This is a genomic window from Rahnella sp. NRRL B-41462, assembly GCF_003263525.1.
GTDB classification, from domain to species: Bacteria; Pseudomonadota; Gammaproteobacteria; order Enterobacterales; family Enterobacteriaceae; genus Rahnella; species Rahnella aceris.
In genome coordinates this window covers 1-25296 of sequence record NZ_JYDF01000103.1, presented here as the reverse complement: position 1 = coordinate 25296, position 25296 = coordinate 1, and the positions used below count along the sequence as shown (strand labels likewise).

The 25296-nt window shown below is 48.6% G+C and carries 29 protein-coding genes and 1 pseudogene; 18 read left to right on the top strand and 12 right to left on the bottom strand.

Annotation, left to right across the window (positions count from 1 at the left end; translation table 11 throughout):
• Positions 1-468 precede the first annotated feature (468 nt).
• The 5 genes from manX to mntP all read left to right on the top strand — a co-directional run bounded on the left by manX (position 469) and on the right by mntP (position 4521).
• Positions 469-1431, top strand: a complete 963-nt coding sequence (gene manX, locus UC14_RS21875) for a PTS mannose transporter subunit IIAB (RefSeq protein WP_112152149.1) — start codon at positions 469-471, stop codon at positions 1429-1431.
• A 90-nt stretch (positions 1432-1521) separates the two neighbouring features.
• A complete protein-coding gene (locus UC14_RS21870) occupies positions 1522-2319 on the top strand; it encodes a PTS mannose/fructose/sorbose transporter subunit IIC (RefSeq protein ID WP_013576191.1) in 798 nt (265 codons plus the stop codon).
• 11 nt (positions 2320-2330) lie between these two features.
• The gene (locus UC14_RS21865) at positions 2331-3173 is read left to right on the top strand and encodes a PTS mannose transporter subunit IID (protein ID WP_013576192.1); all 843 of its coding nucleotides are present in this window, start codon (positions 2331-2333) and stop codon (positions 3171-3173) included.
• A gap of 106 nt (positions 3174-3279) precedes the next feature.
• Positions 3280-3738, top strand: coding sequence for a DUF986 family protein (locus tag UC14_RS21860; RefSeq protein ID WP_112198425.1), 459 nt, complete (start codon positions 3280-3282; stop codon positions 3736-3738).
• Positions 3739-3948: 210 nt separating this feature from the next.
• Positions 3949-4521, top strand: coding sequence for a manganese efflux pump MntP (gene mntP, locus UC14_RS21855; protein WP_112198424.1), 573 nt, complete (start codon positions 3949-3951; stop codon positions 4519-4521).
• Here mntP and rlmA read toward each other — a convergent pair.
• Positions 4513-5334, bottom strand: coding sequence for a 23S rRNA (guanine(745)-N(1))-methyltransferase (gene rlmA / locus UC14_RS21850; protein WP_112152148.1), 822 nt, complete (start codon positions 5332-5334; stop codon positions 4513-4515). The two genes, mntP and rlmA, sit on opposite strands and share 9 nt — an antisense overlap.
• A 147-nt stretch (positions 5335-5481) precedes the next feature.
• On the opposite strand from rlmA, the gene pgeF reads away from it, so the two are divergent.
• A complete protein-coding gene (gene pgeF / locus UC14_RS21845) occupies positions 5482-6183 on the top strand; it encodes a peptidoglycan editing factor PgeF (RefSeq protein ID WP_112198423.1) in 702 nt (233 codons plus the stop codon).
• A gap of 59 nt (positions 6184-6242) precedes the next feature.
• On the opposite strand, the gene cspE is transcribed toward pgeF, so the two are convergent.
• The 3 genes from cspE to UC14_RS21830 all read right to left on the bottom strand — a co-directional run bounded on the left by cspE (position 6243) and on the right by UC14_RS21830 (position 8723).
• Positions 6243-6452 carry a transcription antiterminator/RNA stability regulator CspE gene (gene cspE / locus UC14_RS21840; RefSeq protein WP_002221949.1) on the bottom strand — a complete coding sequence of 70 codons (210 nt, stop codon included), beginning with the start codon at positions 6450-6452 and terminating at the stop codon, positions 6243-6245.
• A 41-nt stretch (positions 6453-6493) separates the two neighbouring features.
• A complete protein-coding gene (locus tag UC14_RS21835; protein ID WP_071823629.1) occupies positions 6494-6610 on the bottom strand; it encodes a DUF2627 domain-containing protein in 117 nt (38 codons plus the stop codon).
• A gap of 1123 nt (positions 6611-7733) precedes the next feature.
• Positions 7734-8723, bottom strand: a complete 990-nt coding sequence (locus UC14_RS21830) for an MBL fold metallo-hydrolase (protein ID WP_112198422.1) — start codon at positions 8721-8723, stop codon at positions 7734-7736.
• Positions 8724-8910: 187 nt separating this feature from the next.
• Between UC14_RS21830 and UC14_RS21825 the strand changes: the two genes are divergently transcribed.
• Positions 8911-9201 carry a hypothetical protein gene (locus UC14_RS21825; RefSeq protein WP_112198421.1) on the top strand — a complete coding sequence of 97 codons (291 nt, stop codon included), beginning with the start codon at positions 8911-8913 and terminating at the stop codon, positions 9199-9201.
• A 60-nt stretch (positions 9202-9261) separates the two neighbouring features.
• Here UC14_RS21825 and UC14_RS21820 read toward each other — a convergent pair whose 3' ends face one another.
• The 4 genes from UC14_RS21820 to UC14_RS21805 all read right to left on the bottom strand — a co-directional run bounded on the left by UC14_RS21820 (position 9262) and on the right by UC14_RS21805 (position 10745).
• Complete coding sequence (locus UC14_RS21820; protein ID WP_013576199.1) at positions 9262-9498, bottom strand: DUF4060 family protein; 237 nt, start codon at positions 9496-9498, stop codon at positions 9262-9264.
• 135 nt (positions 9499-9633) lie between these two features.
• Positions 9634-9936, bottom strand: a complete 303-nt coding sequence (locus tag UC14_RS21815) for a phage protein NinX family protein (protein ID WP_013576200.1) — start codon at positions 9934-9936, stop codon at positions 9634-9636.
• 149 nt (positions 9937-10085) lie between these two features.
• Positions 10086-10358 (bottom strand): YebO family protein, encoded by a 273-nt coding sequence (locus tag UC14_RS21810; RefSeq protein ID WP_013576201.1) that lies wholly within the window; start codon positions 10356-10358, stop codon positions 10086-10088.
• Positions 10359-10502: 144 nt separating this feature from the next.
• Entirely contained in the window at positions 10503-10745 is a 243-nt protein-coding gene (locus tag UC14_RS21805) for a PhoP/PhoQ regulator MgrB (protein ID WP_081481100.1), read from the bottom strand.
• A gap of 671 nt (positions 10746-11416) precedes the next feature.
• Between UC14_RS21805 and UC14_RS21800 the strand changes: the two genes are divergently transcribed.
• Both UC14_RS21800 and UC14_RS21795 read left to right on the top strand, forming a co-directional pair.
• Positions 11417-14110, top strand: a complete 2694-nt coding sequence (locus UC14_RS21800) for an autotransporter outer membrane beta-barrel domain-containing protein (protein WP_112198420.1) — start codon at positions 11417-11419, stop codon at positions 14108-14110.
• Between the two features lie 183 nt (positions 14111-14293).
• Positions 14294-14530: a YobH family protein gene (locus UC14_RS21795; RefSeq protein WP_013576203.1), complete on the top strand. Its 237-nt coding sequence runs from the start codon at positions 14294-14296 to the stop codon at positions 14528-14530.
• A gap of 63 nt (positions 14531-14593) precedes the next feature.
• Here UC14_RS21795 and UC14_RS21790 read toward each other — a convergent pair whose 3' ends face one another.
• Entirely contained in the window at positions 14594-14839 is a 246-nt protein-coding gene (locus UC14_RS21790; protein WP_013576204.1) for a DUF2766 family protein, read from the bottom strand.
• Positions 14840-15040: 201 nt separating this feature from the next.
• On the opposite strand from UC14_RS21790, the gene UC14_RS21785 reads away from it, so the two are divergent.
• The 3 genes from UC14_RS21785 to UC14_RS21775 all read left to right on the top strand — a co-directional run bounded on the left by UC14_RS21785 (position 15041) and on the right by UC14_RS21775 (position 17355).
• Positions 15041-15232 carry a YebW family protein gene (locus tag UC14_RS21785; RefSeq protein ID WP_037037388.1) on the top strand — a complete coding sequence of 64 codons (192 nt, stop codon included), beginning with the start codon at positions 15041-15043 and terminating at the stop codon, positions 15230-15232.
• A gap of 127 nt (positions 15233-15359) precedes the next feature.
• The gene (locus UC14_RS21780; RefSeq protein ID WP_112198419.1) at positions 15360-17000 is read left to right on the top strand and encodes an ABC transporter substrate-binding protein; all 1641 of its coding nucleotides are present in this window, start codon (positions 15360-15362) and stop codon (positions 16998-17000) included.
• 139 nt (positions 17001-17139) lie between these two features.
• A complete protein-coding gene (locus UC14_RS21775; RefSeq protein WP_013576207.1) occupies positions 17140-17355 on the top strand; it encodes a hypothetical protein in 216 nt (71 codons plus the stop codon).
• 68 nt (positions 17356-17423) lie between these two features.
• Here UC14_RS21775 and UC14_RS21770 read toward each other — a convergent pair whose 3' ends face one another.
• Positions 17424-17711 (bottom strand): hypothetical protein, encoded by a 288-nt coding sequence (locus UC14_RS21770; protein WP_013576208.1) that lies wholly within the window; start codon positions 17709-17711, stop codon positions 17424-17426.
• A 333-nt stretch (positions 17712-18044) separates the two neighbouring features.
• Between UC14_RS21770 and UC14_RS21765 the strand changes: the two genes are divergently transcribed.
• Positions 18045-18242: a hypothetical protein gene (locus tag UC14_RS21765; RefSeq protein ID WP_041673231.1), complete on the top strand. Its 198-nt coding sequence runs from the start codon at positions 18045-18047 to the stop codon at positions 18240-18242.
• A 152-nt stretch (positions 18243-18394) separates the two neighbouring features.
• Here the strand turns inward: UC14_RS21765 and UC14_RS21760 are convergent, their stop codons facing one another.
• Positions 18395-18904: an anti-virulence regulator CigR family protein gene (locus UC14_RS21760; RefSeq protein WP_013576209.1), complete on the bottom strand. Its 510-nt coding sequence runs from the start codon at positions 18902-18904 to the stop codon at positions 18395-18397.
• 341 nt (positions 18905-19245) lie between these two features.
• Positions 19246-20499 carry an NADP-dependent isocitrate dehydrogenase gene (icd, locus tag UC14_RS21755; RefSeq protein WP_013576210.1) on the bottom strand — a complete coding sequence of 418 codons (1254 nt, stop codon included), beginning with the start codon at positions 20497-20499 and terminating at the stop codon, positions 19246-19248.
• A 132-nt stretch (positions 20500-20631) separates the two neighbouring features.
• On the opposite strand from icd, the gene rluE reads away from it, so the two are divergent.
• The 5 genes and pseudogenes from rluE (at position 20632) to purB (ending at position 25252) form a co-directional block, all read left to right on the top strand.
• Complete coding sequence (gene rluE, locus UC14_RS21745) at positions 20632-21258, top strand: 23S rRNA pseudouridine(2457) synthase RluE (RefSeq protein WP_037037377.1); 627 nt, start codon at positions 20632-20634, stop codon at positions 21256-21258.
• Positions 21251-21697, top strand: coding sequence for an NUDIX hydrolase (locus UC14_RS21740; RefSeq protein WP_013576212.1), 447 nt, complete (start codon positions 21251-21253; stop codon positions 21695-21697). The genes rluE and UC14_RS21740 overlap by 8 nt, the downstream gene beginning before the upstream one ends.
• A 235-nt stretch (positions 21698-21932) precedes the next feature.
• The gene (mnmA, locus tag UC14_RS21735; protein WP_112198431.1) at positions 21933-23042 is read left to right on the top strand and encodes a tRNA 2-thiouridine(34) synthase MnmA; all 1110 of its coding nucleotides are present in this window, start codon (positions 21933-21935) and stop codon (positions 23040-23042) included.
• Positions 23043-23232: 190 nt separating this feature from the next.
• Positions 23233-23858, top strand: a pseudogene (gene hflD / locus UC14_RS21730) (high frequency lysogenization protein HflD).
• 23 nt (positions 23859-23881) lie between these two features.
• Entirely contained in the window at positions 23882-25252 is a 1371-nt protein-coding gene (purB, locus tag UC14_RS21725) for an adenylosuccinate lyase (RefSeq protein ID WP_013576215.1), read from the top strand.
• Positions 25253-25296 lie beyond the last annotated feature (44 nt).

The window sequence follows — 25296 nt, the reverse complement described above, 5'->3', positions numbered from 1 at the left end:
AAATCAGGCCCATCGGGGCAGATTTGCCGGTAAGAATGAGGTGAAAAAGCGAAGAATAGTGACGTCGGTGACAGTCCATAGGGAGGGCTGAGGCCCGGTACTCCTGTTCAATTATTCGGAAAATCACTTTATCAGGAATGATTATTTGAAGAAAGAGTGATCTTTTACCTTCAGCATCAGTTTGTAACATCTATGCTGTTTTAATGTGCGATGTGAAACCGTATTCACAATACGTCGTTCAATAACGGACAGTCGTCACAAAAATTATTTTTTCGCACACTAAAATAAATCACGTCGCACAACCCGTTGAGGTTCTGCCATTTATAGTTTTGCAGTCTTATCAGAAATTAAGGACAGTCAGGACGCACGGAATGCCCCGTCCGCCTCAGGAATAAAAACGGGCGGATATCATCAGCACCATTACTTATGTGCATAACTCTTTCCCAGAGTTAACAGAGGAGGTAGCGAGTGAGTATTGCTATTATCATCGGCACGCACGGGTCAGCAGCTGAGCAATTGCTGAAAACAGCGGAAATGATTTTAGGTGAACAGGATAATGTCGCCTTTATTGATTTCGTTCCCGGCGAAAACGCCGAAACCCTGATCGAAAAGTACACGGCTAAGTTGGGTGGTTTAGACACCAGCAGCGGCGTCCTTTTCCTGGTCGACACCTGGGGTGGCAGCCCGTTCAATGCCGCCAGCCGTATTGTTGTCGATAAGGAAAATTACGAAGTTGTCACCGGTGTTAACATCCCGATGCTGGCAGAGACTTTCATGGCCCGTGATGACAACCCTGCTTTCGCAGAACTGGTTGCCATTGCAGTTGAGACGGGTCGTATCGGCGTAAAAGCGCTGAAAACCCCTGAACCTGCCGCTCAAGCCCCTGCCGCCGCCCCTGCGCCAAAAGCAGCCGCCCCGGCGAAACCTGCCGGTCCGAACGACCATATGAAGATCGGCCTTGCCCGAATCGATGACCGTTTGATCCATGGCCAGGTCGCGACCCGCTGGACCAAAGAAACCAACGTGACACGCATTATTGTTGTCAGCGACGAAGTGGCTGCCGATACCGTGCGTAAAACGTTGCTGACTCAGGTTGCTCCTCCTGGTGTTACCGCACACGTTGTTGACGTTGCGAAAGCCATTCGTGTCTGGGATAACCCAAAATACGCGGGCGATCGCGTCATGTTCCTGTTCACTAACCCGACAGATGTTCTGCGTCTGGTTGAGGGTGGCGTGAAAATCACCTCCGTAAACATTGGTGGTATGGCTTTCCGCCAGGGTAAAACTCAGGTGAATAACGCCGTGTCTGTCGATGAAAAAGATATCGAAGCATTCAGGAAACTGAATGAAAAAGGTATCGAACTTGAAGTGCGTAAAGTCTCTACTGACTCACGCCTCAAGATGATGGATCTCATTAATAAAATGAATTAATAAGCGCGCCGTTGTTGGCAGATTCCCTCAACGTTATCTGTCTGGTGTGCCTGTTTATACTCAGCGTCCTTTGGTCATAGGAGAAGTGCAATGGAGATCACCACACTACAAATTGTGCTGATATTTATTGTCGCATGTATTGCCGGGATGGGTTCGATCCTGGATGAATTTCAGTTTCACCGTCCGTTAGTCGCCTGTACTTTGATCGGTTTTGTTCTTGGTGATGTAAAAACCGGGATCATCATCGGGGGTACTCTGGAAATGATCGCGCTTGGCTGGATGAACATCGGTGCTGCTGTTGCGCCAGATGCTGCCCTCGCCTCTATCATTTCTACCATTCTGGTTATCGCAGGCGGTCAGTCTGTCGGTGCCGGTATCGCACTGGCGATCCCGCTGGCAGCAGCAGGTCAGGTATTAACCATCATCGTTCGTACCATCACCGTCGCCTTCCAGCACGCAGCGGATAAAGCGGCTGAAAAAGGGAATCTGAGCGCGATTAGCTGGATCCACGTTTCAGCGTTGATCCTGCAGGCAATGCGTATTGCCATCCCTGCTGTGATTGTTGCTGTGTCTGTGGGTACTGCTATTGTTCATGACTTACTGGCTTCAATCCCTGAAGTGGTTACCAACGGTCTGAACATCGCTGGTGGTATGATCGTCGTCGTGGGTTACGCCATGGTCATCAACATGATGCGTGCTGGCTACCTGATGCCGTTCTTCTACCTCGGTTTCGTTACTGCTGCATTCACCAACTTCAACCTGGTTGCACTGGGTGTGATTGGTGTGGTGATGGCTGTTCTTTACATCCAGTTGAGCCCGAAATACAACAAGTCTGCGCAAGCGGCGGCTGCACCGGGTGTTAACGATCTCGACAACGAATTGGATTAAGGGTGAAGGACATGGTTGATCAAACTGCAGTTAAAAAACTCACGGCCAGCGATATTCGCGGTGTGTTTATACGCTCCAACCTTTTCCAGGGGTCATGGAACTTCGAACGTATGCAGGCTCTGGGCTTCTGCTTCTGTATGGTGCCTGCAATCCGTCGTCTCTACCCTGAAAATAACGACGATCGCAAAGCGGCTATCAAACGCCACCTGGAATTCTTTAATACCCATCCTTACGTTGCGGCTCCGGTTCTGGGTGTGACGCTGGCGATGGAAGAACAGCGTGCCAATGGCGCACCTATCGACGACGCGGCCATCAACGGCCTGAAAGTCGGTCTGATGGGGCCTCTGGCCGGTGTGGGTGACCCGATCTTCTGGGGTACTGTGCGTCCGGTGTTTGCTGCATTGGGTGCGGGTATTGCGATGACCGGCAGCTTGCTGGGTCCGTTGCTGTTCTTTGTTCTGTTTAACCTCGTACGCCTGCTGACCCGCTACTACGGCGTGTCTTATGGCTACAAAAAAGGTGTCGATATCGTTAACGATATGGGCGGCGGCTTCCTGCAAAAACTGACCGAGGGGGCGTCAATTCTCGGCCTCTTTGTCATGGGGGCCCTGGTTAACAAGTGGACACACGTTAACATTCCGCTAGTCGTGTCGAAAATCACCGACCAGACGGGTCATACCACCGTCACCACTGTCCAGACTATTCTGGACCAGCTGATGCCGGGTCTGGTGCCATTACTGCTGACCTTCGGTTGTATGTGGCTGTTGCGGAAGAAAGTGAATGCGTTGTGGATCATCGTTGGCTTCTTCGCCATCGGTATCTTCGGTTACTGGATTGGCCTGCTAGGTCTCTGATAACCTTCAAAGCCGGGGAAATCTTTCCCCGGCTTTTTTGTTTCTGCTATTGATCTCTTTGTCATTTTTACTTTGCTTTGCCTGATGGCTGTTAGCTGGAGTTTTCATGTCTGTAACCGATATCGTCCTCGCCCTTTTCACTCTCCTGTTGCTTGCCTACGCCATCTATGACGAATTCATCATGGGTACACGCAAGGGTAAAACTCGCCTGCGGGTCAACCTGCGCCGCCGTAACAGACTCGATTCGATTATCTTTATCGGTCTTCTGGCTATTCTTCTTTATAATAATATCCATGCGAATGGCACCGTTATTACCAATTATTTACTGATCGGCCTGGGGCTGATTGCTTTTTATCTCTCTTTTATTCGCTGGCCAAAAATGCTCTTCAAAGAGGAGGGTTTTTATTTCGCCAACACTTTCATCACCTACGATCGGATCCGCAGTATGAATCTTTCTGAAGACGGTATTCTGGTATTTGAATTAGAACAGAAAAAGTTATTAATTCGCGTAAACGAACTGGATGATCTTGAAAGAATATATAAAATTATGATTAATAATCAATAAGTTGAATTTAGACCATGAGTTATCAGTTATAGCATGGTGCATATTCCCCAGAATTTAACTTAACCTTACAAATAACAATGTTGATAAATACTTTGTCAACGATATTGTTACTCCCCAATATACGGCATTATTTAAAACCCCATTTTATTTGGTGTTGTCCCGAATAAAAATAGTGTGGTAAGGTTGCGCCGTCATTTGGGGGCTATTCTCGTGAACTTATCCGCTACGCTTATTCTTGCATTTGGCATGTCCATGGACGCCTTCGCCGCATCAATTGGCAAAGGCGCCAGCCTTCATCGTCCTTGCTTTCGCGAGGCCTTCCGCACGGGTTTTATTTTCGGCGTCATAGAAGCCATAACGCCACTGATTGGCTGGTATCTGGGCTTATTTGCCAGCCAGTACATCATGCAGTGGAGCCAGTGGGTCGCGTTTACCCTGCTGTTTATTCTGGGCGCGCGCATGATCATCGAAGGGCTAAAAAATAAGCCGGAAGATAACCTGACAACGGCAACCCGTCACGGGTTCTGGATCCTGGCTGCAACGGCTATCGGCACCAGCCTTGATGCTCTGGCGATCGGCGTCGGTTTAGCTTTTCTTGAAGTGAACATCATCCTTACCGCGCTGCTCATCGGTATGGCGACCATGGTGATGTCAACGCTCGGGATAATGGTCGGGCGTTTTATCGGCCCGCTGTTAGGCAAATGGGCCGAAGTTTTAGGAGGTACGGTTCTGATCGGAATTGGGTCGAGCATCCTGCTGGAGCATCTGGGTTATTTACGCTGACGCACGCTGATGTATCCTGATGAGGAAGTCTGTCTCGCATTCAAAGGCTGTCTGAGCCTTTAAGTTGGCCATCACTTCTTCTGTCGCCCGCCATGCAAATGGCGTCATCTGCAATAAATCAAACGCCTGCTCTCCGGAAAGCATCATGTCATAGGCGAGCGCTTCCGTACTTATCCGGTCAAAACCTTCCAGCTGCTCATCGAGATCAGCATGCAGTTGTACATCCTGGTATATCAACCCTTTCAGCTGATATAAATGACGTGGTCCCGGTGCCACCGTAACCACCAGGCCGCCCGGTTTTATCGCCCGGTACAATTCCTGCGCCTTACAGGGTGCATAAATACGAATGACCGCATCCAGTGAACCCTCAGCAAAAGGTAAGCGATGGCTGGAAGCCACACAAAATGACACATCGCGATAACGTTTGGATGCATAACGGATGGCCACTTTCGAGACATCCAGCCCAAACACTTTCAGCGCACGTTTTTGTGTGAGCCTCTCAGCGAATGCGGCGGTGTAGTACCCTTCCCCGCAGCCAATATCCAGCAATGTGTCCGCCGTTTGCGCGATGACGTCGTCCAGAATATCTGTCAGACGGTCACGCAAAGGCTGGTAATGGCCTGCATCAAGAAAAGCACGACGCGATATCATCATTTCCGGGCTGTCACCCGGCTGCTTTGAGCGTTTGTGCTGTACGGGCATCAGATTGACATACCCCTCTTTCGCGTTATCAAACTGATGGTTGGCGGGACAACACCATTGCTGACCGGCCAGCGTAAGCGGCTGGAAACAAAGCGGGCACTGATAAGTCATGCGGAAAACCTGCAAGAAAAGTCTGAGGGGGCGAAAATTCGCAATAGTGTTAAGTCTAAAGAAGGTGCTCAGGGGTTGCAACTGCTGGAAAATCCCGCTCAAAGGCGGCTACACTGGTTGCATCACATTTCTCTAACGAGACGCAAGATGAGTGACCACTCAGCTTTACTCAGTCAAATCCCCGGTATTGTGCATGGCTTCGGCGATAAACAGGCGTTGCTGCCTGAACATCTGCAAAGCTATGAAGCGACCTGTCCCGGAAAAAAACAGGTACACGGCACACGGATTGTCGATGTCACAGTCGCAGGCCAGGAATGCGGTGAGGCGGATGGCTTCATCACCGCTATGCCGGGCATTCTTCTTGCCGTTTTCACTGCAGACTGCTTACCGGTAATTTTCTGTCGCAAAGATGGCAGAGAAGTTGCGGCAGTGCACGCAGGCTGGCGCGGGCTGATTGACGGCATTCTGGAGCAAATGGCACAGTGGATTAATCAGTCGGGTGATACTTCTGACTGGTTTGTGTCTGTCGGCCCGTCCGCAGGAGCCTGCTGTTATGAAGTCAGTCAGGAACTGATTGATACTTTTCTGCAACGTCTCGATTTACCCCCTGCACTCATCTCACCAAGCCACCGCCATCTTGATCTGGTTGCCATTGCTGAAGCCAAATTGCGGGCGTTAGGATTTGCAGGCGTTGATCGCGCAGGCCGTTGCACGATTTGCTCGCCCGATGCAGCCGGAACCGGATTCAGGTACACGAGTTTTCGCCGTAACAGCCATCAGCGGGCGCAGGACCCGACACACCCGGGTATCAGCGGACGTAACCAGCAATCAGGGATCATGATCCTCTGAGCCTGAACGGCTGACACAAAAAAACCCGCCTTGGCGGGTTTTTTTACAGCTAACGCTGCTTAGATTGCAGTTACGTTAACTGCTGACGGGCCTTTCTGGCCGTCTTGGATTTCGAACTCTACGTTCTGGCCTTCAGCCAGAGTTTTGAAGCCGTTACCCTGGATTGCAGAGAAGTGTACGAACACATCTTTGCTGCCGTCAGCAGGAGTAATGAAACCGAAACCTTTAGACTCGTTGAACCACTTAACTTGACCTTTGATCTTTGCCATCTTGAGTATTTCCTTTGGATTGTTTAAACCGCCCAGCGGCGTTACATAGACAAACTAGAGTCGTTACTGCTTGAGGCACTAAGATTAGAATCGGCAGAGAAGCGGTATTCAACGTGAACGTCTTTACTCAGAACTTCTATACTGAAAATGCCACACATATACAGAACTGTACCTCGTTTTACCCAGATGCGTTATCACATACTCTGAATTCGATGGCAAGCCATTTTTAATCAGTGATGGACATGTCGCACATATTTGAGCCGGTTAAAGGCACTTCGTGTTCAGTTAAGCTGAAATATGTTGATAGACATGCTTTTTTCTGCTTTGCAGTTTTACCTGCATATCAAACAAAACAATAACGACCTGTTTCGATTATTGATCATTTAATGCAGAACCGTAAGCGTAAAACACACCTTTATTTGAATTTTTATTGCGGGAGCCAGCTAAAACTCTCCGCTTCTGTGCCCATTCGGCACCGCTTTACAGGCCTTACAGCGTGAGATCAGGTCCGGTGACAGCGCATCACACGGCGTTTGCGGCACTTGTGCAACAGAACGGGTATATGCACAACGTCAGTGCCTCCCAATATGACTGGTTATGCAATAATCAATTACGCCATAGACGGATAAAATGGTGCAAAACAAACAGTGAAAATCAATAAATGCACCTTAACTGTGCGCCTGTACTTCCTGCCTGATAATAGCCCAAACCCAACCGGCTTCAGGCAAAATGAATTCCAAATTACGACACCCGGTAATGACTATTTTTTATCGTGGTGATTTTGACAATATAATGAATTAAAGTTTGCGAGTTGGTTAAAACAACATAACAGTTTGCCGATACTCCCGGCCGCCTTATTCAAATACTAAATATCCATATGAAAAACTAATATTAATTACCGTGATCAAAATCCCATATCAGCTTTCTATTCATACTCAGATCACGCTGAAATCGTCTCATTACCTGCCAGAAGCCAACCACGATAGTCTGACAGACAACCCGCCTGCGTTGCAGGCAGGCGAAGCGCAGTTCAATGCCCTGTTTAGCAACAAAAAAATCCATTTTTTCTGACAAAAAGAAGTCTCTCCGCGCTTACAAAAAACATTCTGTTTTGATAAAGATGAATTGAGCAGGTAATTAATCTATCTGACCTAATAATTAACATTCACATAACACACACGAAGTGTAAGTGTTATAAAAAATGTCACCCAACTGATAATACTTCTCATTTCATAGGTGAAGTAGCTACTTATATATTCCCAATACCGGTGGAAATGATATTCAATCTTTAGAAATGCTTGCGCCAATTTTTAATGGTTTAAATTCCATTTCAGGCGATTCACTTTGACTTATGGCTTCCGCTAATTCAATCAGTGGCTGATCCAGTGATTCATCGGCTAATTCAAAAACCCCCCAATGAATGGGAACCGCCTTTTTACAACACAGCTCAGTAAACACAGCCACAGCCTGTTGAGGGTCCATATGTTGCGCACGCATGAACCATCTTGGTGCATAGGCGCCGACAGGAATTGCGGCTAAATCGAAAGGTCCCAGACGTTGTCCAATTATTTCAAACTGATTGCTGTACCCGCTGTCGCCGGAAAAAAAGAACCGCAAACCGGGATGGCTGACCACCCATCCACACCAGAGAGACCGGTTTCGATCCCATAATGTCCGCATACTCCAGTGGCGCGCCGGCACAGCTGAAAACTTCAGCTCACCAAACTGCTGCTCATCCCACCAGTCGAGTTCCTCGATGTATCGTGCCCCGCGCCGCTCCAGCCAACGCTTTATGCCCAAAGGCACCATAAATTGCACTTCCGGGAAACGTCGCAATAGCTTGCGGACCGTCGCGCTGTCGAGATGGTCATAATGATTGTGGGATAACAGAACAACATCAATCGGTGGAAGTTCTTCTACCGTCACAGCAACCGGCGTTTTTCGCTCAGGCCCGTAGAAACTGAATGGCGAAGCACGATGAGACAATGCAGGATCCATCAGGATATAGCGCCCGGCAACACGCAGCAATAAACAGGCATGTCCTAAAAACCATAAACGATCATCAGACCCGCTGAAGTCGGCAGCCTGCCACCACTGGCTGACAAAATGTTCGTAACCTTTCGCCGGAGGCGCAGGCAGGCGAAGTTCCTTGCGCTCTTTCCTCCAGCGCTTGAGATCACCCTCCAGCCGGTCATGGGGTTCGGCATTGGTAAAACCATCCGGTGTGTGATGTGTTTTTGACGGGTCGTAAAAGGGATTTTTACCTGACATAAGGCTCCATGAGATCACTATTTTATCGGCGGCAGCGTAAAGCCATGATGCAGATTAATTAGCATACTTATTGAGCGCACTACAGATCGAAAGTGAAAAATTATGTGGCAGTTCAGCCACTACGTGAGGTTAAGAAAATCTTAATAACTTCATGTTTAACTGATGATGTTCAAAAAGGAGATTATTTATGATCAGGAACACAACAAAAGACCGCAAAACCTTTGCGTCAAGGCTGACCCATATTATGCAGATCCAGGCACAATATGGACGTTTATGGCTGCGTTCCCGCTTTCGCCGGATGACCGTTCCGACCTCAGTAAAGATTTTCCTTCTCGCCCTGCTGGGGCTGACGGCGTTAGTCATCACCGGAACATTGCTGTTGATCCTCGATGTCATCGCACTGATGCTATCTGTTATGAAACGGCCTTTTCAGCGGGGTAACCTCCGGCAGCGTTATCTGATGAGAAAGCCTGTATAACGAAAAACCGTGGCGGATATCTCCGGCACGGTTTGAAGTTACAGGAATACTTCCCGATTATCAGGCAGGCATACCACAAAGTTTGGTGAGATTTCTGGCACCGATCATGAGGGTGGCAACATAGGATTGTCTGCGGGTCACAACTTCGACCGCAACACGCGCATCTTTATATTTGATGAGATAGGTGGAAGGCCAGCCCTGCCGGCGTTTGCCGTAGGCTTTTTCATGACTGTCGATAGCTGCATGAGCAACCACCAGATGGGAGAGAGTTTTATCACCTTTAATGATGCGCTTCATAATGGACTCCGCCTTAGACACAACTGTCAAAATGAGGAAACATTAATCACTTGATACGCATCGCTTTATGCGACGCTTATTCGAATCACTTCTTTGCAAAACTTTGTCACTATCTGAGTATCTCTGCGCTTTTGTTTATACGCAAGTCTTACTAAGCAGGAAACATACCATAGCGGCACGAAGGGGACGTTTGCTTTGCGCCTGCCATTGGCCTTGAGGACTGCTGATTTCAGCAAGCCAGAGAGGATTGCTTTGCAACTCTTTAAAATTAATGCTGATTTTGTTGGCGCAAATGATCGGCCACGCATCGGAGGGGTTGTTGCAATAATCTTTGCCTTTCATTCCGCCATAGGGATACCACTTCTCAGGTTCCTCTCCGGTCAGTAAGGCTATGTTGTGGTTCACTTCACTGTCGTTTTCTTCAGACCATTTGATCATCAGTTATTCCATCCTGCAAGGCACATGCGTGGAGACTACCGGAGGAATAAGACAGTTTTATGAAGGAAGATCAGAGAGGAAGAGAAGGAAAGATATGCACGCCGCGTATCAACGAAAAACCCGCCGGAAGGCGGGTTAACAAAACAACATTATCTTTCAGGAATAAAACCACGCAGGCTGAGCGCAGAGTCATCGTCTGCCTCAACAGAAGACACATTGCCCTTTGCCTGTGCAGCCAGAATTTTAAGTAATTCGGTCTGCTGGCGTTGCTGCTCAGCGATCTCCTGTAACAGAGCAATCTGTTCATTTGCCCTGACACTGGCACGGCTAACGAAAAACCATACCAACAGAAATAACAGTGCTGAAAGTGCACACAGCACCAATGAGGCCAGGCTGTTTTGGCCCATTGCGAAATCAAACATTGACTACCCTACCACTGAATGTTCAGAGCGTTCATCTTACCATCCCCGACAGGCCAGGGAAGCTATTCGCAAAAAAACAGGGTTTTCTTACTCCCCCGCAATCAGCGCAAGCATTGAGCAAAAAGACATTCAGGCAGGCATCCGCTAAAAAGGAATGAATGAGGTGATGGCACATACGCCCAGATCAAAGTTGCCCCCCTGATCACAGTAACTGTTTAACGCCAGCAGATACAGGCCGATGCAGATGAGCAGAAAAAGAACGAACGTAATGATCCTTCGGACATTGAAAACAGGCTTTTTCAATTTAATGGCAGGTCTCTTTTGGTTTAAAAAGCGTCTATCAGGGCTCAAAGGCGACGTCCGGCATTTGACTGAACAGAAGGACATAGTACGACGAATATCCTAAACAACGATATAACGAAAGTACGGCTTTTACACGTGATACAACGTGTAATAATCACCTACGTAAATCAAACAATAAAATGTATAAACTTTATCTATAAATAGCAGGTAATGCTTGTTTGATCCTGGTCAAGCAAAGTAATGTTTACTCCGCTGCATTTCTGATAACTCTCATACAATAATTTCTATAAAATAGACATTTTAATAAAAACCATAACCCTGTTTATTAAGAAAGGAACAGAACGTGAAATAATGCATTAATTCTCGCAAGGCTCATGACAGAAACCTGACTCCTGTTTCGGGTGCTGACAAGATAAGCGGGATTACGCCTTGCGTTATATCCACAAGGCCGGAGGAACGCAAGCCTAATAGCAGTAAAATTATATAATGACTTTATAAGTATTATTCAGAAACCGTTAAAGAAATTACTTTCATTATGGTTGCCAAATAAATCCAATAATATTACTCCCGCCGTTAAAATAATTTAATTTTAGTGAGTACTCTCAGGAACTTCTTTGTTGAATTATACCACCCATTAAAATATCATCCCGCCGTCGAACAGTTCTTCTGTCTCTTCGGTTATATAAATGAAAGCATAGTGGCTGAATTAATTTCAGCTGATTCATGCTGACTATTTTTTGTTGAGGGATTAATAAATGCATGCATGGAATAAAAAGTTCTTCGTTTCTAAAATAGCGCTGGCCTGCGCTGTTGCAGTAACAGCACCTGCCGCAATATCAGCTGATATTTCTGGCACCGTATACGATACGTTCTATCATGACTCCACTCTGGCGGGTCATATCGGCTATCGTGGATATGTGGATAACGACGGCGCAGATAACGGTTACGTTGGCGGAGACATCTACTCTTCAATCAATAACGCTGTGGTTAACGGCGTTATTTCCACTCATTATCTCGGTTTTGATAGCAATAACAGCAACACGCTGAATATCACCAATACTACTGTCAACGGCATGATCACTTCTGAGTGCATGACGAGCGATTGCGGTACAACCCGTAATGAATATGATCAGTCACCTTTGCAGCTGACTATTGATAACTCCACCATTAACGATACTTACGAACACTTCGATTACGACGTTACTGATGCTAACAACGTTCGGGATCATGAAACCCTGAACACCTTTGACAAGGGCGTTGCGGTGACATTGGATCAGGAAAGTGACATCGTTATTAAAAATAACTCTCACGTCGCGGGCATTGCGCTGACGCAAGGCTACGAATGGGTTGATACTGACGTAAATAATGGCAATACTTTTGATAATACCCTGACAGTTAATGATTCCGTGCTGACTTCAGGTTCTTATACAGAATTGCAGACCAGCGGTTTCTACGGCCAGTCTGATAAGCCAAGCGATTACGGTAATATCAGCGCTGCCGGTACTCAGGCTGACGATATCGCGTTATCTGTTGTTGCCAGTGCCACCGCAGATAACGCAATGAAAACCCATGCCGTATTCAATAATTCAACCATTACCGGTGACGTCGCTTTTGTCAGCACCTTCGACGAGAACTATTACGTCGGCGGTCATGACAGCAATGCGGATGGCGTGCTGGATACCAATGGCTGGGATGATACAGACGAACTGAATCTGACGCTGGATAATGGCAGCAAATGGGTTGGCGCAGCTATCTCAAATGTTCAGATGGATTCAGCCCTCTATAACCGCAGCACCAACAGCATCTGGCCTTACTCTGTCTTCAGCAGTACCAATGGCTATCTGGTTGGCGATGACGTTTATCAAAGCGGATTGTTTAATGTCACGCTAAACAACGGTTCCGAGTGGGACACCACCAAATCATCCAACATTGACGATCTGACTGTTAACAACCGGTCTCAGGTGAATGTTGTTGAATCTGCCCTGCTGGCAGATCACATCTCCCTCACCAATGCATCAACCCTGAAAATTGCCGCGCACGGCGGCGTTAAAACCGATGTGTTGAACCTGAACTCAGGCAGCCAGGCATCATTGACCGAAGAAACTGCGTCTCTCTACGCCAACACCATCATTGTGGGCAGCGGTTCTGAGCTGAACTTAGGTTTAGGTCAGGTTGATACACATAACATGGTTCTGACCGATAACGGTACTTTCGATATCGGTAGCCGTGAATATGTTCTCAACTCTGATTTGAACAACGCACGCGACAAAACTGCCGCTGACTATGTTTATGATCAGGGCACTATCGGCATTAACTCAGACGGTCATCTGGCCGTTAATGGCGTGACCAACGGTAATTATCAGGTACGCATCGATAACGCGACAGGTGAAGGCCAGGTTGCTGATTATCAGAATAAAGAGCTGATCCGCATCTACGGCGGCAATGCGACCTTTAACCATGCTAACACCGCTGATCTGGGTGCTTATAAATATCAGGCTGAGCAGTACGGCGATACTGTCGTGCTGGCAAAACAAGGCATTACCTCTACTGCAAATGCGGCCCTGAGCCTGCCTTCTTCCAATGCGGCAACATGGCATATGGAACAAGACACCTTAGAAAACCGCATGAATAGTTCGCGTCACACCCAGGGCAATGATAAAGGCGGTGTGTGGGTTAACTACTTCGGCGGTCAGCAAAACGGTGACAACGGCGTGATTGATTACGATCAGGACGTTAATGGCATCATGGTGGGTTTGGATAAAGTGACCGAAGGTGGCGGTGAACGCCAGTGGCTGGTCGGTATGGCGGCAAGTTTCGCAAAATCCAGCCTGTCTATGGATGATGCCGATGCGGATACTGACAGCCAGTCAGCACGCGTTTACTCAAGCCTGGACTTCAATAATGGCGCATTCTTCGATACTTCTCTGAGCTACAGCCACTTCAGCAACTCAACAGAAAGCACCATGAGCAACGGTCAGCAAGTATCAGGTGATAACTCGACTGATGCATGGGGCTTTGGTCTGAAACTGGGTTATGACTGGAAATTCGCTCCTCAGGCTTATTTGACACCATACGCAAGCATTACTGGCGTGTTTATCGGCGATGACGATTACAGCATGAGCAACAACATGCATGTCAGCGATCAGGCTTATGACAGCATGCGTTATGAGCTGGGTGGTAATCTGGGTTATACCTTCGACCTGGGTGCAGATCAGGCAATTAGCCCGTACGGCACACTGGCGTATGTGTATGAAGATGCTAACAACGATGCAAACATCAATGGCGACCGTATCGACAACGGCGTTGATGGTTCTGCTGTCCGCGTTGGTTTAGGCGGTCAGTTCGACATGAGCAAAAACTTCACCGTTTACGCAGGGGCTAACTACCTTGGCGGCAGCGATGTTGACCAGCCTTGGGCAGCAAACCTGGGTATGAAATACCGCTGGTAACTTGCCGGTCTGAATAACACTCTTCAGTAATTTTTTGGCCCCTTTTCAGGGGCCAATTTTTTTGGCATCTTCACGACTTTGCTGATTAGGATTCTGCTGCAGTGACATTTTCTGAAAAATAACTTCTACTATACTTATCAATATCCTGAATCGTTCAGGACGAGATGTTTAGGGAGTTACAGAATGGGAATAATTAAAACCGTTATCCTGCTGGCCGTCATTTACGCGATTTTTCTTTTTTCGGGTTATGGCGTGACGGTAGGCAGCAGTGAGAATGCCGCAGGACTGGGACTGAAATGCCAGTACTTAACCGCCAGAGGAATTGTAAGTTCGCAATATATTCACTCTGACAGTGGCGTCATCGGTGTTGCAAACTGCCCGATTTTCAAGCGGGTGGATGAAGTGGTCGACAACAAATAAAACAAATATTTTACCGCACTACATTATTGTCATGCCCGCGGATGCAGGCATGACAATTATTTATCAGCTGTCGTGCCTGGTAAATTTCAGCTCGATCAGTGAGATTGCTTTCTCGATAGCGCGCTTCGTCACAGGATCTGCACCGGCAGGATGCTTGCTGAAATCAATGCTTTTCAACTGATGAGACATCTTCTCGCGCACTTCTGCTGGCGCAATAATTTCAATCACATCCAGAATTTGTTTAATTACCAGCTGGCATGCAACCAGATCGGATTCGATTTCCTGTTCTCTGTTCAAAGACTCAGACATGAGCTGCTCCTTCCATAATGGTCATTCATAAAAATTATGGCCGCGAGGATATCACGCCCTTTCCTGAAATTCTCTTTTCTGCCACTTCACATTTTTTCGTCCGATAAAGACGGACAAATAAGCAGCAAACGCACCGCGTCGGATGTTGCCAGGGGCATAATAGTTCTATGCTTAACAGGATGACAAAAATGGAGATGCGCTATGTTCGCACTTGTTTTGACTATTTGTTATCTGGGCGGAGGATGTGAAGACTTAGTCGTTGATGCCTTTAATACTCAGAAACAATGCATGGTCGCGATGCATCAGCAAGGTTTACGCCAGGCTGGCTGTTACCCAATCGAAGATTTTATCGACGGCTACTGGATCCCTGCACATGAGAACGTTGACTACTGAACATTTGTGTCAGCATTCACACAGCGCGACAAAAAATGCCATAACGATTGCTAAAGTGTTCGAAGAACGGTATGAATACCCTGTTACTCATTGATATTTAACCATATTGACAGGGCAGGAAATGGCAATGACGATACGTAAAACTTATGGGTGCTTCAAAAAAATTCCTCTCGCACTCCTTTTCTCCGGCTCTTTCATGGCTTCTTTTGCTACCTACGCTGCGACCGTTCCCGCAGGTGTTGAACTGGCAGCCAAACAGGAAATTGTCCGCAACAACGGTAGCGAACCCGCGTCACTTGATCCGCACAAAGTGGAGAGCGACGTTGAATTCAATATCCTCAGCGATCTTTTTGCCGGACTGATTACTATAGATAACAAAGGCAATGCGCAACCTTCTCTGGCGGAGAACTGGGAAACTAAAGATAACAAAACCTGGGTTTTCCATCTGCGCCCTGGAATCGTCTGGTCTGATGGTTCGCCCATCACCGCGCAGGATGTCGTTTTCAGCTGGCAACGCCTTATAGACCCGAAAACGGCTTCACCTTATGAAACCTATCTTAGCAGTATGCATGTACTGAACGCCGGCGACATCATCAGCGGCAAGAAGCCTGCTGACCAACTGGGTATCAAAGCGCTGGATAAGCAGACGCTGGAAATTACCCTGGATCAACCGCTTTCCTATTTCCTTGGTATGCTGGCACACCCTTCTCTCTCCCCGATCAGTCAGGCAGAGGTAGAGAAATACGGCGATAAGTGGACTCAGCCAGGCAATCTGATCAGCAGCGGTCCGTTTAAGCTTGATACATGGACGGTTAACGAACGCATCACGGCTGTCCGCAACCCGAATTATTGGGATAACGCACATACTGTCATCAACAAAGTCACTTATTTACCGATCGCTTCGGGGACTGCGGACGTTAACCGCTATAAAGCCGGTGAAATCGACATTACTTATACCGTCCCTTCCCCGCTGTTTGCATCGCTGAAAAAAGAGCTGGGTTCGCAAGTCCATGTCAGCCCTTATCTGGCCGTTTATTACTATGCAATGAACACGCAGAAGCCACCGTTTAACGATGTTCGCGTGCGTAAAGCGCTGAATCTGGCGATTGATAAGTCAATCATTGCCGATAAAGTCATGGGTCAGGGACAAACGCCAGCCTGGCATCTTTCTCCGGATAACACCGGCGGTTTTACTTTCGCCAAACCTAAAGAGGCCAGCCTGACACAGGAACAGCGTAACGAAGAAGCTAAAAAGTTGCTGACAGAAGCAGGTTTCGGTCCGAACCATCCGCTGAAATTCAACCTGCTGTATAACACTTCTGAAGCGCATCAGCGCATTGCGATTGCCGCCGCATCAATGTGGAAAAAGAATCTGGGCGTCGATGCTGTTTTACAGAATCAGGAATGGAAAACCATGCTGGACACCATGCATCAGGGCACATATGAAGTGGTGCGTTATGCGTGGATTGCAGACTATAACGAGCCGTCCACTTTTCTGAATACCCTGCGCACGGGTAACAGCGAGAACACGCCAAAATTCAGCAATGCCGCCTACGATAAGGCACTGGATGATGCGTTAAAAGCCACGGACAAAGCGGATGTGGGCAAAGCCTATCAGCAGGCGGAACAGGTGTTAACCGAGCAGTCGCCGGTCATTCCTTTGTATCACTACGTCAGCGCCCGTCTGGTCAAACCGTATGTTGGTGGTTTCAACGACAGCCTGCTCAATTACATTTATACCAAAGATTTGTATGTAATTAAGCATTAAGCTGCCTTCCTCTCCTTGCGGCGTGACTGCCTGAGGAGAGGCTTTTCAAATGCTACGCACCGCCCTTCTTCCTCTAACCCACTTGCCACGCGCCGCCCAGATGATAGATTGTACGTAAATCACACAAACGGGAGCCGTTATGAAATTCTCGGAAAGTGAGATCCAACCGCTCTGGGATGAAGTCGCGCGTATTATCGGTGATGGTGTCATTAAGATGCGCCACAGAGGAGAACCTCTGAGTGCCGATGCGCTGATTAATTATCTCGACGAGCAACTGGCCTGCGCGACGGGGGTCCAGCGCCGTATTATGCTGGGTGCAGCGATTAATATGCTCAAAGCCGACCGGCGTTGCTGATTGTGCGACACAACAAAACCTCGCAGCCTTTTCAGGCAACGAGTTACTTATCAATGATCCGTCAGTCGCTACTTAGATTGTGCCGCACGTCCCTGCGCAAATAAGAAAATGCGCTGGGTGATATCATCAGCGCCCAGAATATTCCCTTTCTGCTCCAGATTAGCTCTGGCATATGCCACATCATGAGCCTGATCGACCATGCTGATCACCCGGTCACGGGTTGGTTTATCCAGTATTCCCAGTAATGTTGTTAAAATCGCCTGATAAGCATTTGAAGCATAAGTCAGTTGTCTTTCACGTTGTTCCAGCGCGTCAATGCGAACCATCAGGGCCTGCAATTGCTCTTGATGCGTCATAGCAGCATCCTTCTTCACGGGTGGAAAATAACCGGAGACAGCGGAGAAAGCAGACCTCCGCCGGTTACTGAATATAAGTTTAGCAGACTTAAAAAAAGTGCAGTCCCTCGCCTTCTATATATAAAGTAAACCTTTGGTCAATGAGCCGTTAACTGCCTCGGCAGATGTAACCGGGATAAGCCACTCATGGCCGTCGGCAACCAGTTTCTCTTATCTGAGAAGTAACAGCAGCAGTACCTGCTTACAGATAGCAAAATGACAAACCGGGGCTGTTATGACATTTTCTGCCACAGCACTATGTGTTCATTTGGGAGAATTCAGTTGAAAAAAACGATGTTGAGTGCAGCCATTTTCAGCATGATGTTAGTGAGTTCATTTGCTCAGGCAGAAGGATGTCTCAAAGGGGCTGTGGCGGGGGGTGTAGTCGGTCATCTGAAACATCACGCTGTTCTCGGCGCGGTGGCAGGATGCGCTATTGGGCATCATCTCGCAGCACAAGCTAAAAAACAGCAGGTCGCGACCGCTAAATAAACAGCATCAGGGCCGCAGAATCCCCTGATGAAATAAGTTTCTGGTTATTCCTGAGCAGCGACCTTTTTCGGGATACCATTAATCGTCATCTTCATATTAGTTCAAATAAAAAGCCTCGCTAATGCGAGGCTTAAAAGAATGCTATGTCATTTTTAATCAAATACGCCATTGATAATCGTAGTGACAATTGCAGTACTCAGGGCAATGAGAACTAAATCATCCCCCACAGCTCGCCATTCATAACCAGGATAATACGGCAACTCGTTCAGCATTGAGGCCGGAACAGCTTTCCTGGCAATGCCCGGAGGCAATGGTTTGCCACGCATTAAATTTTTTGCGATTCCTGGTGGTAGAGCCTGATATCCGGTTAATCCATAGTTAACTGCGAGTGAACGGGCACGTGAGAAGCTTATATCTGACGAGACATGGTCTGGCTTACCATAATTTTTGCGATTCCCGGAGTGCTCAGATGATTTACCATTTCCCTGACCTTTATTGGCGTGGCCGTTGCCGTTGCCATTGCTATTGCCATTGCTATTACCGTTGCTATTGCCGTTACCATTACTATTCCCATTCCCGGGATTAGCAAAAACGGGCGCTGACAGCACTGTCAGAGAAATAACCGCCGCCAGAGCAATCTGGAGTGTGCGACGCTTAAACATGATGGTTGTTCCTTGAGGTGAATGACACTTTTTAAATCTATGTGAGAAAACGCCCTTTCACAATCTCATGTATTCCTATTTTATATTTTTAAGACGATGTAAAGCTTAATAACGCTGTTCTCATTATTTATCAGGATCATCGCCCAAATTATTAATCAAATAGCTCTCATGTTTTCACGGACAAAGACTGCAGGAAAGGTTTGTGGTTCTGACTATTTAAATCAGGCGTTTTCAGTCTGGGTTTGCAGAAGATTTTACAGGGATTTTGCAGAAGAATTTTTGAAGGGATGAAAAACAAAGGGGGCGCGATGCCCCCGATGTCGATTTCAACAATTTCGCAATTACATATTTGCGATCATGTCGTCGGCAAACTCGCTACATTTGCGCAGCTTAGCGCCTTCCATCAGACGTTCGAAATCGTAAGTCACAGTTTTGGCAGCGATTGCGCCTTCCATGCCTTTGACGATCAGGTCTGCGGCTTCGAACCATTCCATATGACGCAGCATCATTTCTGCGGACAGAATGATTGAACCCGGGTTCACTTTGTCCTGACCGGCATATTTCGGTGCAGTGCCGTGAGTGGCCTCGAACAGTGCACAATCAGAACCGATGTTTGCGCCCGGTGCGATACCAATGCCGCCAACCTGCGCCGCCAGAGCGTCAGAAATGTAGTCACCGTTGAGGTTCATACAGGCGATAACGTCGTATTCAGCAGGACGCAGCAGGATTTGTTGCAGGAATGCATCCGCAATCACGTCTTTAATGATGATGTCTTTGCCGTTATTCGGGTTCTTGATTTTCACCCACGGGCCGCCGTCGATCAGCTCACCGCCGAACTCTTCGCGCGCCAGTTGGTAGCCCCAATCCTTGAAGGCACCTTCGGTGAACTTCATGATGTTGCCTTTATGAACCAGCGTCAGTGAATCACGGTCATTGGTGATGGTGTATTCAATCGCCGCACGAACCAGACGTTTGGTGCCTTCTTCGGAGCAAGGTTTGATACCAATACCGCATTCTTGTGGGAAACGGATTTTCTTCACGCCCATTTCTTCTTGCAGGAACTTGATCACTTTATCAGCTTCAGCAGAACCGGCTTTCCACTCGATACCTGCGTAGATATCTTCAGAGTTCTCGCGGAAGATCACCATGTCGGTATCTTCAGGACGTTTCACCGGGCTTGGTGTGCCGGTGTAATAACGTACCGGACGCAGACAGATGTACAGGTCGAGTTGCTGGCGAAGTGCCACGTTCAGGGAGCGAATGCCGCCGCCAACTGGAGTTGTCAGTGGGCCTTTGATAGCAACACGGTAATCACGGATCAGATCGAGGGTTTCTTCTGGCAACCAGACATCTTTGCCGTACAGTTCTACGGATTTTTCGCCGGTGTAGATTTCCATCCAGGAGATTTTACGCTCACCTTTGTAGGCTTTCTGAACAGCCGCATCAACGACTTTGATCATGGCAGGCGTCACATCAACACCGATGCCATCACCTTCGATAAATGGGATAACAGGATTATTAGGAATGACCAGTTTACCCTGAGCGTCTACTGTAATCTTTTTACCTTCAGCCGGAACAACTACTTTGCTTTCCATTAACCTCTCCTTCGAGCGCATTTTTGTTAAAAATTTGTAAGATGCCGGTCGATATTACTCGAATATTTCTCGCTAGCCAATCCGAAACATTTTTCAAGTATAATGCGCTAATTCTCTCTAACTTCAATGCCTATGAACCCGCTATCTTTTAAAAATCACAACGTTAAACGTTTCAGCAAAAGGCCGTCTAAAGCACAATCTGCCCCAAAAGGGCCAGTAAAGGTGATTCTTTTCAATAAACCGTTTGATGTGCTGCCACAATTCACTGATGAGGCGGGTCGTGCGACACTTAAAGATTACATTCCATTAACAGATATTTATGCCGCAGGCCGTCTGGATCGGGACAGCGAAGGTTTACTGGTGTTGACCAACGATGGCAAACTGCAGGCTGCGCTGACCCAACCCGGCAAGCGCACCGGTAAGATTTACTATGTCCAGGTCGAGGGCGAACCGGATGACGCCGCAGTGAAATCATTGCGTGAAGGCATCACGTTGAAAGACGGCCCGACGCTGCCCGCAGGTGCAGAGATTGTGCCAGAGCCGGAATGGCTGTGGGCGCGCAATCCGCCGATCCGCGAACGTAAATCTATCCCGACAGCGTGGTTAAAAATCACGTTATACGAGGGAAGAAACCGTCAGGTGCGCCGCATGACGGCTCATGTCGGTTTCCCGACATTGCGTCTGATCCGTTACAGCATGGGCGAGTTTACTCTCGGCGATTTACAACCCGGCCAATGGAAGGAAATTCCACATGTTTAAACCGCACGTTACTGTCGCCTGCATCGTTCAGGCACAGGGAAAGTTTCTGGTTGTCGAAGAAACCATTCACGGCAAAGTCACCTGGAATCAACCTGCCGGACATCTTGAAGCCAATGAGACCTTAGTCAGCGCCGCAAAACGCGAGCTGTATGAGGAAACCGGCATCCACGCCGAGCCGCAGTTTTTCCTGGGTTTACATCAGTGGCAGGCGCCGGACGATACGCCGTTCCTGCGTTTCGCTTTCGTGATTGATTTGCCTGAAATGCTGGAAACTGCGCCGCAGGACGATGATATCGACCAGTGCCGTTGGGTCAGCGCCGAAGAAATTATCGGCTCTGCGCAATTGCGCTCGCCGCTGGTGGCCGAAAGCATTCGCTGTTATCAGCAATCGCCGCGCTATCCTCTGGAAATTCTGCATAATTTCAACCTGCCGGAATAACACCCTCCCCCGGTTGTTGCCACGCGGTGAATCAGCGATGCAGCAACGGCCCGACGTGATAAAATTTCGCGCTTCACGATTTACCTCGTGTAATGCAGTACCTCTCTGTTCGGGTTTCTGTGGTGTTCGGGTTTTCTGTGAACTATGAGTTGCGCGCGGCCTTCATCCTCGTGGGACAAGCTTCAGAAAAACACCGTCAGTACCGGGCAATTAATTCATGCGTTTCGGGACTATTATGTCTGACAACAGCCAGAAAAAAGTGATCGTCGGGATGTCCGGCGGTGTCGATTCCTCTGTCTCTGCGTACCTTTTGCAACAGCAGGGTTACCAGGTCGAGGGCCTCTTCATGAAAAATTGGGAAGAGGATGATGACGAAGAATATTGCACAGCAGCCACCGACCTTGCGGATGCGCAGGCCGTGTGTGACAAGCTGGGTATCGAACTGCACACCGTGAATTTCGCTGCGGAATATTGGGACAACGTGTTCGAATTATTCCTTGAGGAATACAAAGCCGGACGCACGCCAAACCCGGATATCCTGTGCAACAAAGAGATCAAATTCAAAGCCTTCCTGGAATTTGCGGCTGAAGACCTGGGCGCGGATTATATCGCGACCGGCCACTACGTGCGCCGCCAGGATATCAATGGCGTCAGCCATTTGCTGCGGGGCGTTGATGGCAATAAAGACCAGAGCTATTTCCTCTACACGCTCGGTCACGAACAGGTCGCACAAAGCCTGTTCCCGGTCGGTGAGCTGGAAAAACCGGAAGTTCGCCGCATCGCCGAAGAACTGGATTTGATCACCGCGAAGAAAAAAGACTCTACCGGCATCTGCTTTATTGGTGAGCGTAAATTCCGTGATTTCCTGGGCCGCTATTTACCGGCGCAACCGGGCGTGATCAAAAGCGTTGACGGTCAGGTGATGGGACAACATCAGGGTCTGATGTATCACACACTCGGTCAGCGTAAAGGTCTGGGCATCGGCGGGCAGAAAGACGGCAGCGAAGAACCGTGGTACACCGTCGAGAAGGATGTGGAAAACAACATTCTTTACGTCGCACAGGGCCACGAGCATCCGCGCCTGATGAATGTCGGTCTGATTGCCCAACAGTTGCACTGGGTGGATCGCAAAACGCTGACCGGCCCGCTCACCTGCACCGTGAAAACCCGTTACCGCCAGGAAGATATCCCGTGCGTAGTGACACCGCTCGGTGACGACCGCATCGAGGTGCGTTTCGATGCACCCGTTGCCGCCGTCACGCCGGGTCAGTCAGCGGTGTTTTATCTCGGGGAAGTGTGCCTCGGCGGGGGCGTAATTGAACAGCGTCTGCCGCTTCAGGCCTGATATCGAGTCAATATGTGATTGAATAAGGGACGCTTTCGGGCGTCCCGCTTTATTTCTGCCCGACTGTGACGCCCTGCACTGATTCCGAACTGTGTTTAGGGGCAGTTTTATGGCATGATCTGTCGCCATGAATTTGGGCTATTTCATTGTCACTGCGTCTCATCGTTTCAAAACGCTTACAGGAGTAAACGTGGCTAAAAATTATTACGACATTACGCTGGCTTTGGCGGGGATCTGTCAGGCAGCACGCCTGGTTCAGCAACTGGCACATGAAGGCCAATGCTCACAGCAAGAAATGTCAGTGTCACTGCGCAGCCTGCTGGAGATGAATCCGGCCTCGACGCTGGCAGTTTACGGTAATAATGAAGCCAATTTGAAGATGGGGCTTGAGACGCTGCTGGGCGTGCTGAACGCGAACCGCCAGGGGCCGGGCGCTGAGTTAACGCGTTATGCGTTAAGCCTGATGGTGCTGGAGCGCAAGCTGTACGCCAACAAAGCCGCCATGAATCAGCTCGGTGAACGTATCGACAGCTCGACCGTCAGCTGGCGCATTTCGAACTGGAATCTGAAACGATGATCAGCTCTCTGGCCTCGATTTATGTCGACGTAGTCAGCCCGGCCGGTCCGCGTATTCAGGTGACCGGTTCACCGGCAATTTTGCAAAATTCGCAAGTGCAGGCAAAGGTCCGCGCCATTTTACTGGCCGGGATCCGCTCCGCGGTGCTGTGGCACCAGGTCGGCGGTGGCCGCCTGCAACTGATGTTTTCCCGTAATCGCTTGTTTGAACAGGCGAAGAATATTCTCGCTCATTGTTAATAAGATCCCAGGAGTTGCTACCGATGGAATTATCCTCACTGACCGCCGTTTCCCCCGTTGATGGACGCTACGGTGATAAAGTCAGCGCGCTGCGTACTATTTTCAGCGAATTTGGCCTGCTGAAATTCCGTGTGCAGGTTGAAGTACGTTGGCTGCAAAAACTGGCAGCCTGTGCAGAAATCAAGGAAGTTCCTGCTTTTGATGCCGACGCAAACGCTTTCCTCGACCAGATTGTGGCAAATTTTGATGTTAATGACGCACAGCGCATTAAAGATATCGAAAAAACCACCAATCATGATGTCAAAGCCGTTGAGTATTTCCTGAAAGAAAAAGTGGCTACGCTCCCTGCCCTGCATGCGGTGTCTGAATTCATTCACTTCGCCTGTACTTCTGAAGACATCAATAACCTGTCTCACGCACTGATGCTGCAAACTGCACGTCAGGATGTGGTGCTGCCGTACTGGAAACAGATTATTGATGCCGTGAAAGACCTGGCACACAAATACCGCGACATTCCGCTGCTGTCCCGTACCCACGGCCAGCCTGCTACGCCATCCACCATCGGTAAAGAACTGGCTAACGTCGCTTACCGTATGGATCGTCAGTTTAAGCAACTGCAAAATGTCGAAATCCTGGGCAAAATCAACGGTGCTGTCGGCAACTACAATGCTCACATCGTGGCGTATCCGGAAGTGAACTGGCACCAGTTCAGTGAAGAGTTCGTTACCTCTCTGGGCATTACCTGGAATCCGTACACTACCCAGATCGAGCCACACGACTACATCGCCGAACTGTTTGACTGCGTGGCGCGTTTCAATACCATCCTGATCGACTTCGACCGCGACATCTGGGGTTACATTGCCCTGAACCACTTCAAGCAGCGCACTATTGCAGGCGAAATCGGTTCTTCTACCATGCCGCACAAAGTGAACCCGATCGACTTCGAAAACTCCGAAGGCAACCTCGGTCTGTCAAATGCGGTATTGCAGCATCTGGCCAGCAAATTGCCGGTTTCCCGCTGGCAGCGCGACCTGACGGATTCTACTGTACTGCGCAACCTCGGCGTGGGTCTGGGCTATGCACTGATTGCTTATCAGGCAACCATGAAAGGCGTCAGCAAGCTTGAAGTGAACGAAGCGAATCTGGCGAACGAACTGGATCACAACTGGGAAGTACTGGCTGAACCTATCCAGACCGTGATGCGTCGTTACGGCATTGAAAAGCCTTACGAGAAGCTGAAAGAGCTGACACGCGGCAAGCGTGTTGATGCTGCCGGTATGCAGGCATTTATCGATTCACTTGAATTACCCGAAGACGAGAAAGTGCGTCTGAAAGCCATGACACCGGGCAACTACATCGGCCGCGCCACCACCATGGTTGACGAACTGAAGTAAGTTTTTGCTCTGCACGTCAAAAGGCGACCTTCGGGTTAATGCCG

What these genes read in the sequence shown, in the direction of transcription:
- UC14_RS21870 (WP_013576191.1), top strand. Translation starts at nt 1,522, where the DNA reads ATGGAGATCACCACACTACAAATTGTGCTGATATTTATTGTCGCATGT.
- UC14_RS21865 (WP_013576192.1), top strand. Translation starts at nt 2,331, where the DNA reads ATGGTTGATCAAACTGCAGTTAAAAAACTCACGGCCAGCGATATTCGC.
- UC14_RS21860 (WP_112198425.1), top strand. Translation starts at nt 3,280, where the DNA reads ATGTCTGTAACCGATATCGTCCTCGCCCTTTTCACTCTCCTGTTGCTT.
- rlmA (WP_112152148.1), bottom strand. Translation starts at nt 5,334, where the DNA reads ATGACTTATCAGTGCCCGCTTTGTTTCCAGCCGCTTACGCTGGCCGGT.
- pgeF (WP_112198423.1), top strand. Translation starts at nt 5,482, where the DNA reads ATGAGTGACCACTCAGCTTTACTCAGTCAAATCCCCGGTATTGTGCAT.
- cspE (WP_002221949.1), bottom strand. Translation starts at nt 6,452, where the DNA reads ATGGCAAAGATCAAAGGTCAAGTTAAGTGGTTCAACGAGTCTAAAGGT.
- UC14_RS21835 (WP_071823629.1), bottom strand. Translation starts at nt 6,610, where the DNA reads ATGTGTGGCATTTTCAGTATAGAAGTTCTGAGTAAAGACGTTCACGTT.
- UC14_RS21830 (WP_112198422.1), bottom strand. Translation starts at nt 8,723, where the DNA reads ATGTCAGGTAAAAATCCCTTTTACGACCCGTCAAAAACACATCACACA.
- UC14_RS21825 (WP_112198421.1), top strand. Translation starts at nt 8,911, where the DNA reads ATGATCAGGAACACAACAAAAGACCGCAAAACCTTTGCGTCAAGGCTG.
- UC14_RS21820 (WP_013576199.1), bottom strand. Translation starts at nt 9,498, where the DNA reads ATGAAGCGCATCATTAAAGGTGATAAAACTCTCTCCCATCTGGTGGTT.
- UC14_RS21815 (WP_013576200.1), bottom strand. Translation starts at nt 9,936, where the DNA reads ATGATCAAATGGTCTGAAGAAAACGACAGTGAAGTGAACCACAACATA.
- UC14_RS21810 (WP_013576201.1), bottom strand. Translation starts at nt 10,358, where the DNA reads ATGTTTGATTTCGCAATGGGCCAAAACAGCCTGGCCTCATTGGTGCTG.
- UC14_RS21805 (WP_081481100.1), bottom strand. Translation starts at nt 10,745, where the DNA reads ATGTCCTTCTGTTCAGTCAAATGCCGGACGTCGCCTTTGAGCCCTGAT.
- UC14_RS21800 (WP_112198420.1), top strand. Translation starts at nt 11,417, where the DNA reads ATGCATGCATGGAATAAAAAGTTCTTCGTTTCTAAAATAGCGCTGGCC.
- UC14_RS21795 (WP_013576203.1), top strand. Translation starts at nt 14,294, where the DNA reads ATGGGAATAATTAAAACCGTTATCCTGCTGGCCGTCATTTACGCGATT.
- UC14_RS21790 (WP_013576204.1), bottom strand. Translation starts at nt 14,839, where the DNA reads ATGTCTGAGTCTTTGAACAGAGAACAGGAAATCGAATCCGATCTGGTT.
- UC14_RS21785 (WP_037037388.1), top strand. Translation starts at nt 15,041, where the DNA reads ATGTTCGCACTTGTTTTGACTATTTGTTATCTGGGCGGAGGATGTGAA.
- UC14_RS21780 (WP_112198419.1), top strand. Translation starts at nt 15,360, where the DNA reads ATGACGATACGTAAAACTTATGGGTGCTTCAAAAAAATTCCTCTCGCA.
- UC14_RS21775 (WP_013576207.1), top strand. Translation starts at nt 17,140, where the DNA reads ATGAAATTCTCGGAAAGTGAGATCCAACCGCTCTGGGATGAAGTCGCG.
- UC14_RS21770 (WP_013576208.1), bottom strand. Translation starts at nt 17,711, where the DNA reads ATGACGCATCAAGAGCAATTGCAGGCCCTGATGGTTCGCATTGACGCG.
- UC14_RS21765 (WP_041673231.1), top strand. Translation starts at nt 18,045, where the DNA reads ATGTTGAGTGCAGCCATTTTCAGCATGATGTTAGTGAGTTCATTTGCT.
- UC14_RS21760 (WP_013576209.1), bottom strand. Translation starts at nt 18,904, where the DNA reads ATGTTTAAGCGTCGCACACTCCAGATTGCTCTGGCGGCGGTTATTTCT.
- icd (WP_013576210.1), bottom strand. Translation starts at nt 20,499, where the DNA reads ATGGAAAGCAAAGTAGTTGTTCCGGCTGAAGGTAAAAAGATTACAGTA.
- rluE (WP_037037377.1), top strand. Translation starts at nt 20,632, where the DNA reads ATGAACCCGCTATCTTTTAAAAATCACAACGTTAAACGTTTCAGCAAA.
- UC14_RS21740 (WP_013576212.1), top strand. Translation starts at nt 21,251, where the DNA reads ATGTTTAAACCGCACGTTACTGTCGCCTGCATCGTTCAGGCACAGGGA.
- mnmA (WP_112198431.1), top strand. Translation starts at nt 21,933, where the DNA reads ATGTCTGACAACAGCCAGAAAAAAGTGATCGTCGGGATGTCCGGCGGT.
- purB (WP_013576215.1), top strand. Translation starts at nt 23,882, where the DNA reads ATGGAATTATCCTCACTGACCGCCGTTTCCCCCGTTGATGGACGCTAC.